Origin of the sequence: Enterococcus sp. 6D12_DIV0197 (assembly GCF_002174385.1) — a bacterium.
Classification (GTDB): domain Bacteria; phylum Bacillota; class Bacilli; order Lactobacillales; family Enterococcaceae; genus Enterococcus_D; species Enterococcus_D casseliflavus.
The window spans coordinates 3363040-3378431 of the sequence record NZ_NIBN01000001.1 but is presented as its reverse complement, the minus strand read 5'-3'; the positions used below and the strand labels follow the sequence as shown (position 1 = coordinate 3378431).

At 42.3% G+C, this 15392-nt stretch carries 16 protein-coding genes, 1 pseudogene and 2 other annotated features; of the genes and pseudogenes, 13 read left to right on the top strand and 4 right to left on the bottom strand.

What is annotated here, in order from left to right:
* Positions 1–10: 10 nt before the first annotated feature.
* Positions 11–655 (top strand): deoxynucleoside kinase, encoded by a 645-nt coding sequence (locus A5867_RS15895; RefSeq protein ID WP_010749130.1) that lies wholly within the window; start codon positions 11–13, stop codon positions 653–655.
* Positions 656–744: 89 nt separating this feature from the next.
* Positions 745–1650 (top strand): magnesium transporter CorA family protein, encoded by a 906-nt coding sequence (locus A5867_RS15890; RefSeq protein WP_087628023.1) that lies wholly within the window; start codon positions 745–747, stop codon positions 1648–1650.
* Here the strand turns inward: A5867_RS15890 and A5867_RS15885 are convergent.
* A pseudogene (locus A5867_RS15885) lies at positions 1647–2281 on the bottom strand (pentapeptide repeat-containing protein). The gene A5867_RS15890 and the pseudogene A5867_RS15885 overlap by 4 nt on opposite strands.
* A gap of 333 nt (positions 2282–2614) precedes the next feature.
* Between A5867_RS15885 and A5867_RS15870 the strand changes: the two are divergent.
* The 5 genes from A5867_RS15870 (at position 2615) to A5867_RS15850 (ending at position 7239) form a co-directional block, all read left to right on the top strand.
* Positions 2615–3949, top strand: a complete 1335-nt coding sequence (locus A5867_RS15870; protein WP_005228102.1) for an FAD-dependent oxidoreductase — start codon at positions 2615–2617, stop codon at positions 3947–3949.
* Between the two features lie 99 nt (positions 3950–4048).
* Positions 4049–4172 (top strand) — a sequence feature (ribosomal protein L20 leader region).
* Between the two features lie 47 nt (positions 4173–4219).
* Positions 4220–4741, top strand: coding sequence for a translation initiation factor IF-3 (gene infC / locus A5867_RS15865; RefSeq protein ID WP_005228103.1), 522 nt, complete (start codon positions 4220–4222; stop codon positions 4739–4741).
* A 60-nt stretch (positions 4742–4801) separates the two neighbouring features.
* Positions 4802–5002, top strand: coding sequence for a 50S ribosomal protein L35 (rpmI, locus tag A5867_RS15860; RefSeq protein ID WP_003128650.1), 201 nt, complete (start codon positions 4802–4804; stop codon positions 5000–5002).
* A 63-nt stretch (positions 5003–5065) separates the two neighbouring features.
* Positions 5066–5425 carry a 50S ribosomal protein L20 gene (gene rplT, locus A5867_RS15855; RefSeq protein WP_003128653.1) on the top strand — a complete coding sequence of 120 codons (360 nt, stop codon included), beginning with the start codon at positions 5066–5068 and terminating at the stop codon, positions 5423–5425.
* Between the two features lie 194 nt (positions 5426–5619).
* On the top strand, positions 5620–7239 hold the full coding sequence (locus A5867_RS15850; protein WP_087628022.1) for an ABC transporter ATP-binding protein: 1620 nt from the start codon (positions 5620–5622) through the stop codon (positions 7237–7239).
* Between the two features lie 25 nt (positions 7240–7264).
* On the opposite strand, the gene A5867_RS15845 is transcribed toward A5867_RS15850, so the two are convergent.
* Positions 7265–7840: a helix-turn-helix transcriptional regulator gene (locus A5867_RS15845; RefSeq protein ID WP_087628021.1), complete on the bottom strand. Its 576-nt coding sequence runs from the start codon at positions 7838–7840 to the stop codon at positions 7265–7267.
* Between the two features lie 552 nt (positions 7841–8392).
* On the opposite strand from A5867_RS15845, the gene A5867_RS15835 reads away from it, so the two are divergent.
* The 6 genes from A5867_RS15835 to A5867_RS15810 all read left to right on the top strand — a co-directional run bounded on the left by A5867_RS15835 (position 8393) and on the right by A5867_RS15810 (position 14066).
* Positions 8393–8992 carry an MptD family putative ECF transporter S component gene (locus tag A5867_RS15835; protein ID WP_087628020.1) on the top strand — a complete coding sequence of 200 codons (600 nt, stop codon included), beginning with the start codon at positions 8393–8395 and terminating at the stop codon, positions 8990–8992.
* Positions 8989–9690, top strand: a complete 702-nt coding sequence (locus tag A5867_RS15830) for an energy-coupling factor transporter transmembrane component T (protein ID WP_074934109.1) — start codon at positions 8989–8991, stop codon at positions 9688–9690. The genes A5867_RS15835 and A5867_RS15830 overlap by 4 nt, the downstream gene beginning before the upstream one ends.
* On the top strand, positions 9687–11123 hold the full coding sequence (locus tag A5867_RS15825) for an ABC transporter ATP-binding protein (RefSeq protein WP_087628019.1): 1437 nt from the start codon (positions 9687–9689) through the stop codon (positions 11121–11123). Before A5867_RS15830 ends, A5867_RS15825 begins: the two co-directional genes overlap by 4 nt.
* 141 nt (positions 11124–11264) lie before the next feature.
* Complete coding sequence (locus A5867_RS15820) at positions 11265–11972, top strand: response regulator transcription factor (protein ID WP_008379528.1); 708 nt, start codon at positions 11265–11267, stop codon at positions 11970–11972.
* Positions 11962–13320, top strand: a complete 1359-nt coding sequence (locus A5867_RS15815; RefSeq protein WP_087628018.1) for a HAMP domain-containing sensor histidine kinase — start codon at positions 11962–11964, stop codon at positions 13318–13320. Before A5867_RS15820 ends, A5867_RS15815 begins: the two co-directional genes overlap by 11 nt.
* 107 nt (positions 13321–13427) lie before the next feature.
* A complete protein-coding gene (locus A5867_RS15810) occupies positions 13428–14066 on the top strand; it encodes a PepSY domain-containing protein (RefSeq protein ID WP_010750007.1) in 639 nt (212 codons plus the stop codon).
* A 68-nt stretch (positions 14067–14134) separates the two neighbouring features.
* Here A5867_RS15810 and A5867_RS15805 read toward each other — a convergent pair whose 3' ends face one another.
* Positions 14135–14305 (bottom strand): hypothetical protein, encoded by a 171-nt coding sequence (locus A5867_RS15805; RefSeq protein ID WP_008379536.1) that lies wholly within the window; start codon positions 14303–14305, stop codon positions 14135–14137.
* Between the two features lie 90 nt (positions 14306–14395).
* A complete protein-coding gene (locus tag A5867_RS15800) occupies positions 14396–14830 on the bottom strand; it encodes a thioesterase family protein (RefSeq protein WP_087628017.1) in 435 nt (144 codons plus the stop codon).
* Positions 14831–15019: 189 nt separating this feature from the next.
* Positions 15020–15227 (top strand) — a binding site (T-box leader).
* Positions 15228–15392 lie beyond the last annotated feature (165 nt).

Here is a 15392-nt window from a genome sequence, read left to right as displayed (position 1 = left end):
GTTGGGGGATATGAGCGTGATCGTATTAGCAGGAACGATTGGTGCCGGTAAATCAAGTTTGACCGCATTGATCGCCAATCATTTTGGCAGTCAAGCCTTTTATGAATCGATCGATGACAATGAAGTGTTACCATTATTTTATGCAGATCCAAATAAATATGCGTTTTTACTGCAAATCTATTTCTTAAATAAACGATTTGAAAGTATCAAGCAAGCGATGAAAGACGACAATAACGTCTTGGACCGTTCCATTTATGAGGATTCACTGTTGTTCCATTTAAATGCGGACCTTGGGCGAGCAACCGATACCGAAGTCAAAGTCTATGATGAATTGTTAGCCAATATGTTGGAAGAGCTGCCGTATGCAGCCCACAAAAAGCATCCAGATCTTTTGGTGCATATTCGCGTTTCTTTTGAAACGATGCTGGAGCGTATTGAAAAACGTGGGCGGGAATATGAGCAGTTGACCTTTGATCCTTCGTTATACGACTACTACAAAGAGTTGAACAAACGCTACGATCAATGGTACGAAGAATACAATGAGAGTCCAAAGATCCAGATCGATGGCGATCAATTCAATTTTGTCGAAGACCCGCAAGCGGCACAGGCCGTTTTAACAATGGTGGAAGATGCTTTGAAAGACGCCCGTAAATAGCAATAGCCGATACAGCCAGAAAAGTCCTTTGATTGGGCTTCTGGCTGTTTTCTTTTATAATAGAAGAAAGCAAGAGTGGAGGATGGACTGTGGAAAACAAACATGTCTTTTATGATGGAAACTATGAATGGATTCAAGTCGACCAGCAAGACGCAAAAAGCGTGATGGCACTACAAAGACAATATCATCTGTCGGATGAGATGCTTACGTATTCTCTAGATAAAAACGAACGCGCACGAGTCGAATACGATGCCGAAGAAGAAGCATTGCTGCTGGTTTTCAACGTACCTCAGCAAGAAAAGCGAGACAATCATTTTGAGACCAGCCCAATGACGTTTATTTTAAAAAAGAAGCAGATCTTTACTTTTGCCTCCCATGATACCCGTTATGTGATTCCGATGATGGAGCGCTTGATCCTGCAAAACCCGCAGCAAACACCGCTGCACTTTTTGTTTCAAAGCTTGTTCTTGATTTCTGGCACGTTTTTTCCGTTAGTCGAAGAAGTCAATAGTGAGCGGATTCGCTTGAATCAGCGACTACGGGAAAAAACAACCAATAAAAACTTACTGCAAATGTCCGATTTGGAAGTCGGTTTAGTCTTTTTAGTGTCTGCCACGAAACAAAATGCGGTCCTCTTGGAGCAGATCAAAGCGTTATCCATTTATCGCTTGATGGATGATGACGAGCGGGAACAGCTGGATGATGCCCTGATCGAAGCCAAACAGGCAGTGGAAATGACGTTGCTGGCTTTTCAAATTTTAGAGCAACTATCTGGAACCTACAATAATCTGTTAAACAATAACTTGAATGATACCATGAAGTTTTTGACCGTTTGGTCCCTCTTATTGACTGTGCCTTCCATCGTCACCAGTTTCTTTGGCATGAATGTTCCACTGCCTTTTACCAATAGTATTTTCGGTTGGGGGATTGCCTTATTGATCAGTTTAGTGTTATCCATCTGGATGTTGATTGCTTTATGGCGCAGAATTCGTTAATCGATCACCAAACCTAGACCGGCGGCGATGACCAAGGCTTGTTCTTGATCGACCGTTAGCCCCCGCAATTGTTCAAAGGACAACGCGATCTTTTGAAATTGATTGGTCCGAAAATCTAAAGTTGCTAATTTTGTGTGAAACCAGTTGCTATTGTTCAACTGGTTTTCTTGTAGCGTCAAGTGTTTCCAATCCATTCATAAAACTCACTGTCGTTTAGTTGGCACTGACGAAACAGCATCGTCCGTAAATTGGTGTTGCTAAAAGAAGCAAAGTTCGCCACGCAATCTTCAAAGGTGCAGTCACGGAAATAGCTTTCCGCAAAATTGGTGCCGGTCAATTTGCATTGTTTAAAGTGAACCCGATGAAAGCTGGCGCCAAAACATTCCAGATTAGAAAAATCGCAATTCTCAAAAAGAACGTTTTGGCATTCCCATTGACTCAAGCGTGTTTTTTGCATCGTCACTTTCTTGAAATGACATTGCTTCAAGATGAGATTTTTGCAAGCATCATAGCTATAGTCACCGCCTTCGAAGAAAGCACTTTCGAAAAGCAGTTCTTCTTCTAAATAAAAATCCTGTGGCTCTAATGCCGACAATAAGGGCGGTAGTGGCAATACGATTTTTTTCTTCATCAAGATCCCATCCTATCTGTTTTTCTCTTCAGTATAACACGGCGAATCGCTGCCGCAATAGGTACGAAAAAGCAGTAGAATATTGTGAAATTTATTCAATCGGTTTGCAGAATGCTTTTATAACAAGGAAAATCCTTAGGTTTAAATACATAATTTTTCACAATCTTTTTGCTTGCAAGACGAAAATAATTTTGATATAGAAACTTGATTCGCTGAAAGTGACGTATATCAACGAAAAACTGTCATAAATTTTTAAAATCGCGAAAAAGTTGATAGTTTTCAAATTCACAAGCAAGCTATAATGACAATGTAAACAAAAGGAGGAAATTTTCCATGACAAAAACAGTTATTATCGGTGCAAACCACGCGGGGATTGCTGCTGCCAATACACTATTAGATAACTACAAAGACCAAGAGGTCGTAATGATCGACCGTAATACAAACTTAAGCTACCTAGGTTGTGGGACTGCTTTATGGGTTGGACGTCAAATCGATTCATACGAAGGCTTGTTCTATACAAAACGTGAAGATTTTGAAGCAAAAGGTGCAAAAATCCATATGGAAACAGTGGTTGATCATATCGATTTTGAGAAAAAAGAAGTGCACGCTGTAACCAATGATGGTGAAACGATCGTTGAATCTTATGATAAAGTTGTCATCGCAACTGGTTCTGTACCGATTTCACCAAAAGTACCTGGACGTGACTTGAAAAACATCCATTTCTTGAAAAAATTCCAAGACGGACAAACGGTTGATAAAGAGTTAGCATCAGAAGACGTGAAAAACGTTGCCGTTATCGGTGCTGGTTACATCGGTGTTGAAATTGCTGAAGCAGCAAAACGCCGTGGCAAAAATGTGTTGCTTTTTGATGCAGCGACACGGGCATTGCCAAACTACTATGACAAATGGTTTACAGAAGATATGGACAAAAACTTAGCTGACAATGGCATTGAATTGCATTTCGGTGAATTAGCACGTGAATACAAAGGAACAGAGAAAGTAGAAGCAGTTGTAACAGACAACGGCGAATACCCAGTTGATCTCGTGATCAACGCGATCGGTTTCTTACCAAACAACGAGCTAGGCAAAGATCATTTGGAATTGTTTGCTAACGGTGCGTACTTAGTGGACCGCCATCAACGGACAAGCGATGCAGATGTTTACGCAGTCGGTGACTGTGCAACGGTGTACTCAAATGCTTTGCAACAAACAACGTATATCGCATTAGCAACGAATGCCGTACGTTCAGGGATCGTCGCTGCCCATAATATCGGCGGAACGTCTCTAGAATCAACAGGTGTTCAAGGATCAAACGGGATTTCGATCTTCGGCTACAACATGGTTTCAACTGGCTTGTCAGTCGAAGCTGCCGAACGTAATGGCATGAAAGTGAAATACTCTGATTACGAAGATACCCAAAAACCAGGCTTCATGAAAGAAAATGCGACAGTTAAGATCCGCATCGTCTATGAAGAAGAAACACGCCGCATCGTTGGTGCACAAATGGCGTCACGTACATCTGAAATCGCAATGGGCATCCACATGTTCTCACTAGCGATCGAAGAAGGCGTAACGATCGACAAGATGAAGCTATTAGATATCTTCTTCTTGCCTCACTTCAACCAACCATACAACTACATCACGATGGCTGCATTGAAAGCAGAATAAGAAACACGAAAGTCGGAGCGTATGCTCCGGCTTTTTTTTGAAACAATCATGAAAACTGTTGACAATAAGAGAAAAAAACAGTATACTATAAAAGTTGAGAAATAAAAGCAGAAGCACCCGCTTCTCGCCTGAGTGAAGATATCGCTGGGCAGAATAGGATTCCTACCATTTATTTGTGTGGAGTACGTGCGGGTTCGTGAAGAACTCGTTTTTTTATTGTCTGATTTCGAATCGACAAGCTTTTCTTTCTCTCAAAAAACTCGGAGGTGAATGACCATAGCAAAGGATATGATGGTAAACGACGGCATTCGTGCACGTGAATTGCGTTTGATTGATCAAAACGGCGAACAACTTGGTGTAAAGAGTAAAGCTGAAGCATTGCAAATTGCAGAACGAGCAAACCTTGATGTGGTATTGGTGGCACCAAATGCTAAGCCGCCAGTAGCAAGAATTATGGATTACGGGAAATTCCGCTTTGAGCAACAGAAAAAAGACCGTGAAGCTCGTAAGAAACAAAAAGTAATCAACATTAAAGAGGTTCGTTTAAGTCCAACGATCGACGTCAATGATTTCAACACAAAATTGCGTAATGCACGTAAATTCCTTGAAAAAGGGGACAAAGTGAAAGCTTCGATCCGTTTCAAAGGCCGTGCCATTACCCATAAAGAAATTGGTCAGAAAGTGTTAGATCGTTTGGCGGAAGAAACTGCTGATTTGGCAACTGTTGAGCAAAAGCCAAAAATGGATGGCCGCAGTATGTTCTTAGTATTAGCACCAAAAAACGATAAATAATGACTCACTGAGTTTCAGTTTAAAGTCAGATAACGAAAGATTTTGAGGAGGAAATTAGTTATGCCAAAACAAAAAACACACCGCGGATTAGCAAAACGCGTAAAACGCACTGGCGGCGGCGGATTGAAACGCTTCCGTGCCTTTACCAGTCACCGTTTCCACGGCAAAACAAAAAAACAACGTCGTCAATTGCGTAAAGCTTCAATGGTTTCAGCTGGCGATTACAAACGTATCCGTCAACAACTAGCACGCATGAAATAATTGCGTAACCCAAGCTTCACGTATACAAACAATTATCGATTTTCATATTAGGAGGAATTATACATGGCACGTGTTAAAGGTGGAACAGTAACTCGTAAACGTCGTAAAAAAGTGCTTAAATTAGCAAAAGGTTACTACGGTTCTAAACACACTCTATTTAAAACAGCAAAAGAACAAGTAATGAATTCATACAACTACGCATACCGCGATCGTCGTCAAAAGAAACGCGACTTCCGCAAATTGTGGATCGCTCGTATCAACGCAGCGGCTCGTATGAATGGCTTAAGCTACTCAAAATTGATGCACGGCTTGAAATTAGCTGAAATCGACATCAACCGCAAAATGTTAGCTGACTTGGCTGTAAACGATGCAACAGCATTTACTGCATTAGCTGACCAAGCAAAAGACGCTTTAAACAAATAATCAATCGTTGGCAACAACGTTAGCCCCGCTCTTTGAGCGGGGTTTTTTGTTTTTTCTCGATGACCGAAGAATGGTTTCTCACTATCTTTCATATGTTTCTTTCCATTATGCGAAAAATAGATTATACTTTTGAAAGCGTTTGTTTTATTTACCTTACGATTTTTTCACGAACACTGCAGCAAAAGGAGCATACGATGGCAATTGATTTATGGCGGCATTTTAAAAAAGGATTGACGGTATATGTTGGGATTGGAATTGCAGTCTCATTTTTGAGTGCCGCGAATGTCTTTTATTTTCAAAAACTACTCGATTCATTTGGCAAGACACTTGATTGGCCAGTAGTTTTTATCTATGGGTTAACGCTAGTACTGGTACCTATTTTGTCCTATCTTGAGCAGAAACCAAAAACAACATTGCACAACAGCATGTATTTCTATCTCAAAGAACAAGCTTTAGTAAAAATCAGCAAGATTGCCTATTCCGAGTACTTGCAGATCGGCTCTGGAGCACTCTTACAGAAAACTGAAGCGGGAGCAGCGGCTGGCAGAAATATCCATTTGAATTTTTATGGACGCTTGTTTAAAGAATTGCTTCCCGAAACACTGTTTAACTTAGCTTTTATTGCTATGATCGATAAAAGATTGATTCCAGCGATCCTTGTGGGCTATCTAGTGGTGTTTATTGTGACCAATTTGCTTTTGAAAGTTTTACGCTCTCTCAAAGAACGTGCGCTAGTTTCAGAAGAAGCCATGAATAGCACCTTTATCCGCGGATTAACGGAAATGGTCACGTTTCGGATCAATAAACGGTTTGAAAAAGAGATCGCACAATATAAAAATATGTCTGCTGACACAACAGAACGTTTAACAAAAATGACGATGATCCATGAGTTTTTCTTTGGTTTTTTTGCAGTTTTAGTCGCATTGATCAAAGTCGCAATTGTGGTACTGGCATTTACAAATCAGATTACGGTCAGTTTGGGCGGTTTAGCAGCACTGATTATTTATGTGGATCGAATCTACACGCCTGTTGCAATATTTAACGTGATTTTTGTTCAATACAACTTAGATAAAGTTGCCTTTGCACGGTTAAACGAATTTTTCTATCTGCCAGAGGACAAAGCATTAACACAAGGCGATGCATTGTCTGAGACCATCAACTGCATCACAGTTAAGGATCTATCCGTCACACTTCAAGAAAAGCAAATCTTAACCAATAGCACACTAGAGCTGAAGCGGGGAGCGATTTATGGGTTAGTAGGAGAAAGCGGCGCAGGAAAATCAACGCTGGTCAAAACGATTTTAGGCTTGTATCAGCCGACGACCGGTGCGATCCTGATCAATCACAAAAATTTAGCTGCTTACAACTTAAATGATTTCTATGAGCATATCTTTTATCTATCGCAAGATGCCCCAATCTTCCAAGGAACGCTGAAAGAGAATATTATTTTTGATAAGGAAATCGCAGACGAGGAAATCATAGCGGTATTAGAAAAATGTCAATTAGGCGCATTCTATCAGGCACTCAAGGGAGGACTGTCTGCTGAAATTGGAGAAAAAGGAGCCAACCTTTCTGGTGGGGAAAAACAGCGGATCGCTTTTGCCCGATTGTTTTTCACAAACGCAGAAGTCATTGTCCTTGATGAAGCCACATCTGCTTTAGACGAAACAACAGAAGAAAAGCTTTTTGCAGCGATCAAAGACCAATTGAACAATAAACTAGTCATTATGATCACCCATCGACCGAAAAATTTGATTTATACGGATGAGATCATTGAGTTGAAAAAAACACAGGTTGTAGCGGCTTCATCATAAAAGCAGCTACACCCTGTATTTTTTGTCAGCGCATCAGTAAATGCGGCAGTGTACTAAGGCATGCGATGATACCGACGATCAAGGTAAAGACCACGACGATGACTGCTGTTGAAAAGAAATCTTTTTTGACGTCGCGCTTTATCCTAATGGCATCGAGGTCTTGATTTTCCATGAAGGCAACGATCTCTTTATACGTTTTGATATTTTGGGTTTTCTTGATTTTTTCGATCTTTAATGCGGCATACATGGAGACGAGCCAAAAACATAGAGGCGGGACAATCCACCAGTATCCGGGTAAATAAAGAGCAGGACCAACAGAGAGTGCGGTCAATAGTATAAAAAGCAGCATCATTTTTGTGTAACGATTCATTTCTGTTTTCTCAATCGTTTCTTTCATTTGTTCAACATCCCCTTTGACTAATTCATCTAAAGAAACATCAAATAGAACACTGAGCAATAATAAATTGTGAACATCAGGATAGCTTTTTTCATTCTCCCAATTGGAGATCGTTTGTCGGGAGACATAGAGTTTTTCTGCCAGCCCTTCCTGAGAGAGACTTAATCGTTCACGATGTTTTTTTATTTGTTTGCTTAAGTTCATTTTATCCGCTCCTTCTACCATTAGTTTAGGCCAATGTCTGCATTCTAACGATCAAATGTCTTTGACAATGCCTTGAAATCAAGTGTCAAAATGTTTTTACAGTTGGGTTTGGGGTGTTTACATAGCAGTACAGCGTTGATTTTCTTCCGTTAACAAGCGACGGTCAACTTGGTTATTGTTTTTTTATAGACATACCTGCTGGTTTCTAAAAAAAAGAAAAAAGATGGCGAGTCTTTGCTGATTTTAAGTGTTTGTCCTTGTCTATTATTCATTAATTTCGCAAAGATGGGAAGAGGAGAAAACAACTAAGCGTGTGAAAGATTCATTTTTCCATTAGTGATTCTTTAAAGGTACCTGTGTGTTGAAATGGAGCCATTCAGAAGACACCTCTATTTGTTGGTTCTGTTTTAGAAGAAAATCGACTGTTGGTAAGCATATCACCCCATAAAAACGTCTGCTTTGTGCTATACTGAGGCTTTGTAAAAATAAGTTTGTACAAGCAAGCAGCAACGGTTTTTTCATTGATTGCTTGCAAGAAGGAGCGTATACGCAGTGAAAAAACTAAAGGTTCAAGATTTAATTGCAGTAGGGATCTATACAGCGATCTATTTTCTTTTAATGAGCATCTGTCTATTGATTTTGCGTTTTGTGATACCAGGTTTTCATAATTTATTTATTCCAGCAGTCACCGCTTTGTTTTCTGGCATTATCTATCTGATTTTATTGAGTAAAGTACCGAAATTTGGCGCAATCACCATTATGGGTACCGTGGTAGGGCTCTTTTTTTTGATTTCAGGACATTTTCCATTGGCCTTTTTGCCCAATATGATTTGTGCCTTAGCAGCTGATTTGATCCAATACAAAACAAAGCTCAAAGGAAACGTTCGCGTACTGGCGAGTTATATCGTCTTTAGTTTTGGCTTGATGGGTCCGATCTTACCCCTGTGGTTTATGAAAAATGCCTACATCGATTCATTAGTGGCTCGCGGAAAAGATGAAACCTACATTGCCGGCGTGTTTGCTCATACCTCCAATTTGATGTTAGGGCTTTGTGCATTGGCGGTTTTGATTGGTGCGGTGGCTGGTTTAGGTATCGGCAGTCGCTTGATGGAAAAACATTTTCAACCAACGATCCAATCGCATAAAGGGTGAGGAATGTGTCGAAAACAAGGTTTGATCCCCGCAGCAAATTAGCGGTGATTCTCTTTGCTAGTTTTACTATGATGGTGACCATCAGCTGGATCGATGAGTTTGCCTTTGTCACTTTCTTGCTGCTGCTATTTATAGTCAGCGGCTTCTGGAAAAAAGGCTTGCTGCTCTATGGCGTGTTTGTCTTGCTGACAATGGCAGATAGTTTTTTGTTTCGCCAAGGCAACCACGTACTAATCGTGTTGCTGGATTTCTTTTCCGTCGGTTATCGCCGCTTATTGCCAACGATCATGGCGGCGGCTTTTGCCATTAGCGGGACGAAAAACAGTGAGTGGATGGCTGCGCTGCAAAAAATGCACGTGCCCAACGTATTATTAGTCCCGCTGGCAGTCTTATTTCGTTTTTTTCCCACATTGGTACAAGATTTCAAAAGTATTCGCCAAGCGATGCGCTTTCGCGGCATCTCGCTGTCGGCAGGATCGATCTTGCTTCATCCACTGCAAAGTGCGGAGTATTTTTTGATCCCATTACTGATGTCGGCTGAAAAGACCGCAACCGAACTGTCGGCTACGGCGCTGGTTCGCGGGTTAGCATCAGAAACTCCCCATACCACCGTCCACGAACTGAAGCTGCGCTGGTGGGATGGCTTGGTCTTTTTAGCATTATGCGGCTTTATCGTGAAAAGGATGTGGCTTGGATGATCACATTAGAACAAGTGTCAGTGAAACGAGAAAATCGGACCGTATTATCTGAGCTCTCTTTGACGGTCGCAGCTGGGGAAGTCATCGTTTTGTGCGGCGCTAGCGGCAGCGGAAAATCGACCTTGCTCAATGTTTTGAATGGCTTGATCCCTGAGCTGTATCCCGCCGAAGTGCAAGGAAAGATCCGTGTCGGAGAAACAGACTTGCCAGTTGCCGATTTCTCCCATTATGCCCAGACGATTGGCGTCGTCTTTCAAAACCCCAAGACGCAATTTTTCACCACGGATGTCTATTCGGAGTTGGGTTTTTCGATGGAAAATGCGGGCGTCGCACCAGAAAACATTCGGCAGCGAATCACCGAAGTAGCCCAGCAGTTTTCCCTGACCCCGTTGCTTGATGCTAGTGTCTTTGACCTATCTGGTGGGGAGAAGCAGCTGATTGCTCTCGCTGCAGCCACGATGTTGCCCCATGATGTGTTCTTATTGGATGAGCCTTCCAGTAATTTGGATCAAGAAGCGATCCAAAAGTTGACTCAAGGATTGGCTTCTTTAAAACAACAAGGGAAAACCATTGTGATCGCCGAACACCGCTTGGCGTATTTGGCGCCAATGGCAGATCGCTTCTGTCTATTAGAAGCAGGACGATTGCGGGCGTCTTATCCAGCAGCTCAGCTTTTGTCACTGCCCGAGGAGGCAATTCACGAGTTGGGATTGCGAAAAGTAGGCGAGGCGGCATTGGAAACTCAGCACTGCCGAGAATCTTTGCCAGAAAAGTCTGGATTAAGGGCAACGCATCTGCAGATCAAGCAATCGAAACGCTCAGCAAACAGCAGAAATTGGGCGCTTAACTTGCCTGAACTACAATTGCCGACGAAGCAAGCTGTGGGGATCGTTGGACCAAATGGTGCTGGCAAAAGTACGTTGGTGCAAGTCCTGTCAGGATTGAAAAAATGCCCAGAAGCAGTATTTGCCATCAATGGACAAAAGCGGACCCAAAAGCAGCTGCTGCAGGAAAGCTTTCTTGTGATGCAGGATGTCAACTTGCAGCTGTTTTTTGAAACGGTGGAAAAAGAGCTGCTGATCAAAGCCCAAAACCCAGCTCGTTTTGAAGAAATTGTCTCATTGTTGCACTTAACACCACTCCTTGCCCGACATCCGCAAAGCTTGTCGGGTGGGGAAAAACAACGAGTTGCCATCGGCAGTGCCCTGCTTTCTGGTAAACGCTTGTTGTTTTTCGATGAACCAACGAGTGGGTTAGATTTGCAGCAAATGGAAGAAGTCGCAAAACTGTTGCGAACAGTCGCTAAGGAAGTTGATCTGTTAGCGGTGATCAGTCATGATCGTGAGTTTTTAGCTGAAACATGTCCTTACGTGCTTCAACTCCAACAAGGGGAACTCGTTGGCACGTATCAGCTAGCAAAAAATATGGAATAAATGAAAGACGGAGTGGACCTTGGTTCATGCCGTCTTTTTTTGTTGAACATGAAAAAATCTTCATGATTTTTTTCTTTCAATCAGTTAGGAAGTTTCGAAAAAATCCGTTATGATAGAAGCAAAACAGGAGGAGGAGTGCATATGGCCTTGAAGATCTTGCTAGTAGAAGACGAAGAAAGTTTAGCCAGTTTTATTCAGACCGAATTGACTTTTGAGGGATATGACACGGTCTGGGCCAAAGATGGGCAAGAGGCATTGACCTTGTTCAATCAGCAAGCAAATGCCTTTGATCTGATTTTATTGGATTGGATGCTGCCAATCTATGACGGCATCACAGTGGCGCGGCGGATACGCAAAGAAAGCGACATCCCGATTTTGATGATGACCGCCAGAAATCAAACCGCCGATGTGGTGACGGGGCTTGATGTCGGATTAGATGATTATTTAACGAAACCTTTTGAAATCGAAGAACTGTTTGCCAGAATTCGGGTGATCGAGCGACGGTTGCAACGAGAAGCCAAACAACAAAAGAACCAGCAAAACCAATTAGTGGCGGGGGAGCTGATGATGGACATCGCCAAGCACTTGGTTCAGGTTGCCGGTGAAACCATTGAGTTGACGCCCAAAGAGTTTGGGATTTTATATGAATTGATGAAAGAACCCGAGGTCGTCAAAACGAGAGATGACCTGTTGAATGAGATTTGGGGCTATGAATACGACGGCCAAACAAATGTTGTAGATGTCTATATCCGCACACTGAGGAACAAGCTGGATGTTTGCGGCAAAGGCAAAATGATCGCAACCGTTCGTGGATTAGGCTATGTCTTGAGGACCGATCATGAAGAATAAATCAGCCAACCAACGTAGAAAAACAGCCCAATTTCAATTGACGAGCCGCTTTTCCTTGATTCTCTTTGGTCTGCTGATTCTCTTCAATCTGCTGTTTATTTTATTATCCGTAGGTTATTTGTTTGAACATATCGAAAATCGTGCCAGCAACATCCTTGAAGCCATCGAAAAAGGTGAGGCATCAGGGGATGCCTGGGACTTTCTCGTCAATGCCTATGTCTCGGCAGATGAAGAAGACGCCCTGCAAGTGATCTTAGCCGATGGCAGTGTCGTTTCATCAGAAGATGCGGAAGAGATTTTTGCCGATATCAATCAAGGGCGAGTGATTCCTTTTCTCGAAGACATCGTTTTTACAGAGGAGGGCATCTATTACACGAAAACCCAAGAAGTCGATGGGGATCAGGTGACGATCGCTATCAATGGGGAGGATAGTGTGGAATTAGCCTATGGCCTCTTTATGATCAGCAGTTTCTTGAATCTGATCGCTGTTGTGGTGGGCAGTCTGCTGATTTATTGGAGTGTTGGGAAATGGAGCCAGAAGCTTACTGGCATGGCGCAAGAAATTGCTGCCATTGAACAAAGCCGAACAGGAGAACTGACGGTTTCTGAAGAGCCCATCGAGATTCGTTCGGTGGCATTGGCCTTTAATAAATTATTGAAAGAACAGCGAGAGACGATTGAGCGGGAAAAACGGTTCGTTGCCGATGCTTCCCATGAGCTGCGAACACCTTTAGCTGCGATTCGCGGACATGTCCAATTGATCCAGCGGCGTGGAACCAAACATCCCGAAGTCATTCCTTCCTCAATGGCGTTTATCGACAAAGAGTCGAAGCGTTTGGAAACATTGAGCAATCAATTGCTGGACCTAGAAAAAAATCAATCCCAAGATGAAATGACCCTCGTTGATGTTTCTCAGATCGTCCGAGAAGAGTGTGAAAAACAAGCGACGATCGTTCCGCAATCGATTGAATATTTTGTGGAGAACCAATGTATGAAACGTGGGCATAAACGTGACTTCCAGCAAATCATCCAAAACCTGTTAGAAAATGCCGCGAAGTATTCACCTGCCGATCAGCCGATTCATGTGACCTTGACGCAAGAGCAGAGACAGATGTCTTTGACCGTTGCCGATTTTGGCATTGGGATTCCCGATGATAAGAAAGCCTTGATTTTCGAACGGTTCTATCGAGTAGAAGATTCTCGTTCCAGCCAGATTGCTGGTTCAGGCATCGGGCTTTCATTGGTAAAACAGCTGGCAGACAAGTATCATGCCAAAATTACCGTGACAGACAATCAACCGCAAGGCAGTATCTTTAAACTTGCCTTTCCAAATGAAAGAGAAAGATGAAGATTTTTTTAGATTTTCTTCAAGCATTTTTGATTCTTTTTCATGTGGAACTTGTTATTCTAAATATATAGAAAAAAGGAATACACAAACAATTGGAGGAATGAAACATGAAAAAAACAACTATTTTATTCGGAATTGCCGCATTAGGATTATTGGCAGGATGTACACAAAACAACACGGGAAATTCAGAACCTGCGCAAAACAGCAGCTCAAGCACAGCAGTTGCCTCATCAAGTGAAACAACCTCGTCACAAGCAACAGACAGCTCTTCAAGCAGTGCAGCGATCGCCAATGGCGGCTTACCTACGGTGACCGTAGAAGAAGCGATCCAAATATTCCAAGACAAATACCCAGATGCAGCGATCACTTCGATTGATTTGGATACTTCTTTTGGCAATTACTTCTACCAAGTAGAAGGCGTGGATGACACGAATGAGTTTGAATTAAAGATCGATGCAGAAACCAAAGAAACTTCTGAAGAAAGAACGGAAAAATTGGATGCCGATGAACAAAACGGTGTCAAAAAAGATGCCGATCAATTGGACCTAACCAACTTGCTTTCATTGGAAGAAATTTCTGATATCGCCGTGAAAGAAGCTGGCGGTGGTCAAGCAACAGATTGGTCATTAGACAAAGAAATGAATGTAACTTATTGGGAAGTCAAAGTAGAAGATGGCAACAAACAAACAGATGTGAAAATCAATGCCCAAACAGGTGAAGTACTAGAAACCGAATTGGATGACTAATCCTGTTTCGCAGTAAAAAAGATAAGCCGCTATCGTCTATGCGCAAAAGACGATAACGGCTTATTTCTTTACGTATGCTGTTTGACTTCAGTTAACGGTTTGACGCGACCACCAATTTTATCTGCAAATGCTTCGGACTGCTTCCGATCTTCAAAGACCCATAACTTGTCTGGAATTTTTTCACGAGTGCGACGACCATCTTTGCCAATGTAACCATGCAAAACTTTAATCACGTACATCGCCATCATCCTTCCCTGAAATTACTTTTGATTATACGAAAGCCGTTTCAAAAAGCAAGGATTTTGACTTAAATGAGTGATCAGAATTGATTATTCCCCTGACAGGGCAGCATAATCAGCAAATCGTTGATGGATTTCAGGAAAACTACGCTTCAGCTGCACGATGCGATTGGTCTCTTTTGCTAAAAAACAATGCTTTGAAGTCCCCGTCGTTGCCAACTGACCATCACTAGTTTTGTAGATCTCATAGCGAAAATCCAAACGCGTGCCAGTATATCTGTCGACCAAAACATCGATTCGCACCTCATCTTCGTAACGAATCATCGTTTTGTATTGCGCACTGACTTCCAGCACGGGAACGATCAAGCCCGCTTCTTCGATGGTATGATACGGTAAATCCAAGAACGCGAGTAACTCCACGCGGGCCTCTTCAAACCAGCGAATATAATTGGCGTGATGGATGATCGCCATTTGATCGGTCTCATAGTAGTGTGGTTGACGGATATAGCCTGAATATAAAGACATAAAAACAGCTCCTTTCATAGAAACAAAACCTTCGTTATTCAGCATAACGCAAAAAGGAAGAAAAGCAAACAGAAGGAGAGCTTCTTTGTGTTGAACACTTGAGAAAATGCTACTAGAGAGCAGCGGAGTGAAAAAGACAGTGAAACACCTTGACTTTTTCATAGCTTTCTTGTAGTTTATAGATAATATCAAAAATCAGTGAAGGATCGAGTACTTTATTCTATTCCTTAAAAGAGAAAACTGCCCCGGCTGAAAGCAGTTTAGGACGTGTAAAGGAAAGACAATCTGGAGATGAACAGAAGAAAAGCTGTTCCGTGACCGAGCGTTAATCGAGCGAAGGAGAAGAACATTTCTCGAATTTAGGTGGTACCGCGTGTAATCAAAACTCGCCCTTGTATAAAAAACAAGGGCGAGTTTTTTGCTGTGAATCACTGCGACTGGTCCGCAAAGCGGAACAGAGCAGATGGTGAACAGTACTAGGCGAGTGCAGGGAGCGTAGTAACCGAACTAGGAATCACAATGACTGGTCCGCAAAGCGGAACAGAGCAGATGATGAACAGTA

Bases quoted from the DNA above. Each gene is read 5' to 3' on its own strand.
- A5867_RS15895 (WP_010749130.1), top strand. From the start codon at position 11: ATGAGCGTGATCGTATTAGCAGGAACGATTGGTGCCGGTAAATCAAGT.
- A5867_RS15870 (WP_005228102.1), top strand. From the start codon at position 2,615: ATGACAAAAACAGTTATTATCGGTGCAAACCACGCGGGGATTGCTGCT.
- infC (WP_005228103.1), top strand. From the start codon at position 4,220: ATGACCATAGCAAAGGATATGATGGTAAACGACGGCATTCGTGCACGT.
- rpmI (WP_003128650.1), top strand. From the start codon at position 4,802: ATGCCAAAACAAAAAACACACCGCGGATTAGCAAAACGCGTAAAACGC.
- rplT (WP_003128653.1), top strand. From the start codon at position 5,066: ATGGCACGTGTTAAAGGTGGAACAGTAACTCGTAAACGTCGTAAAAAA.
- A5867_RS15850 (WP_087628022.1), top strand. From the start codon at position 5,620: ATGGCAATTGATTTATGGCGGCATTTTAAAAAAGGATTGACGGTATAT.
- A5867_RS15845 (WP_087628021.1), bottom strand. From the start codon at position 7,840: ATGAACTTAAGCAAACAAATAAAAAAACATCGTGAACGATTAAGTCTC.
- A5867_RS15825 (WP_087628019.1), top strand. From the start codon at position 9,687: ATGATCACATTAGAACAAGTGTCAGTGAAACGAGAAAATCGGACCGTA.
- A5867_RS15820 (WP_008379528.1), top strand. From the start codon at position 11,265: ATGGCCTTGAAGATCTTGCTAGTAGAAGACGAAGAAAGTTTAGCCAGT.
- A5867_RS15815 (WP_087628018.1), top strand. From the start codon at position 11,962: ATGAAGAATAAATCAGCCAACCAACGTAGAAAAACAGCCCAATTTCAA.
- A5867_RS15810 (WP_010750007.1), top strand. From the start codon at position 13,428: ATGAAAAAAACAACTATTTTATTCGGAATTGCCGCATTAGGATTATTG.
- A5867_RS15805 (WP_008379536.1), bottom strand. From the start codon at position 14,305: ATGTACGTGATTAAAGTTTTGCATGGTTACATTGGCAAAGATGGTCGT.
- A5867_RS15800 (WP_087628017.1), bottom strand. From the start codon at position 14,830: ATGTCTTTATATTCAGGCTATATCCGTCAACCACACTACTATGAGACC.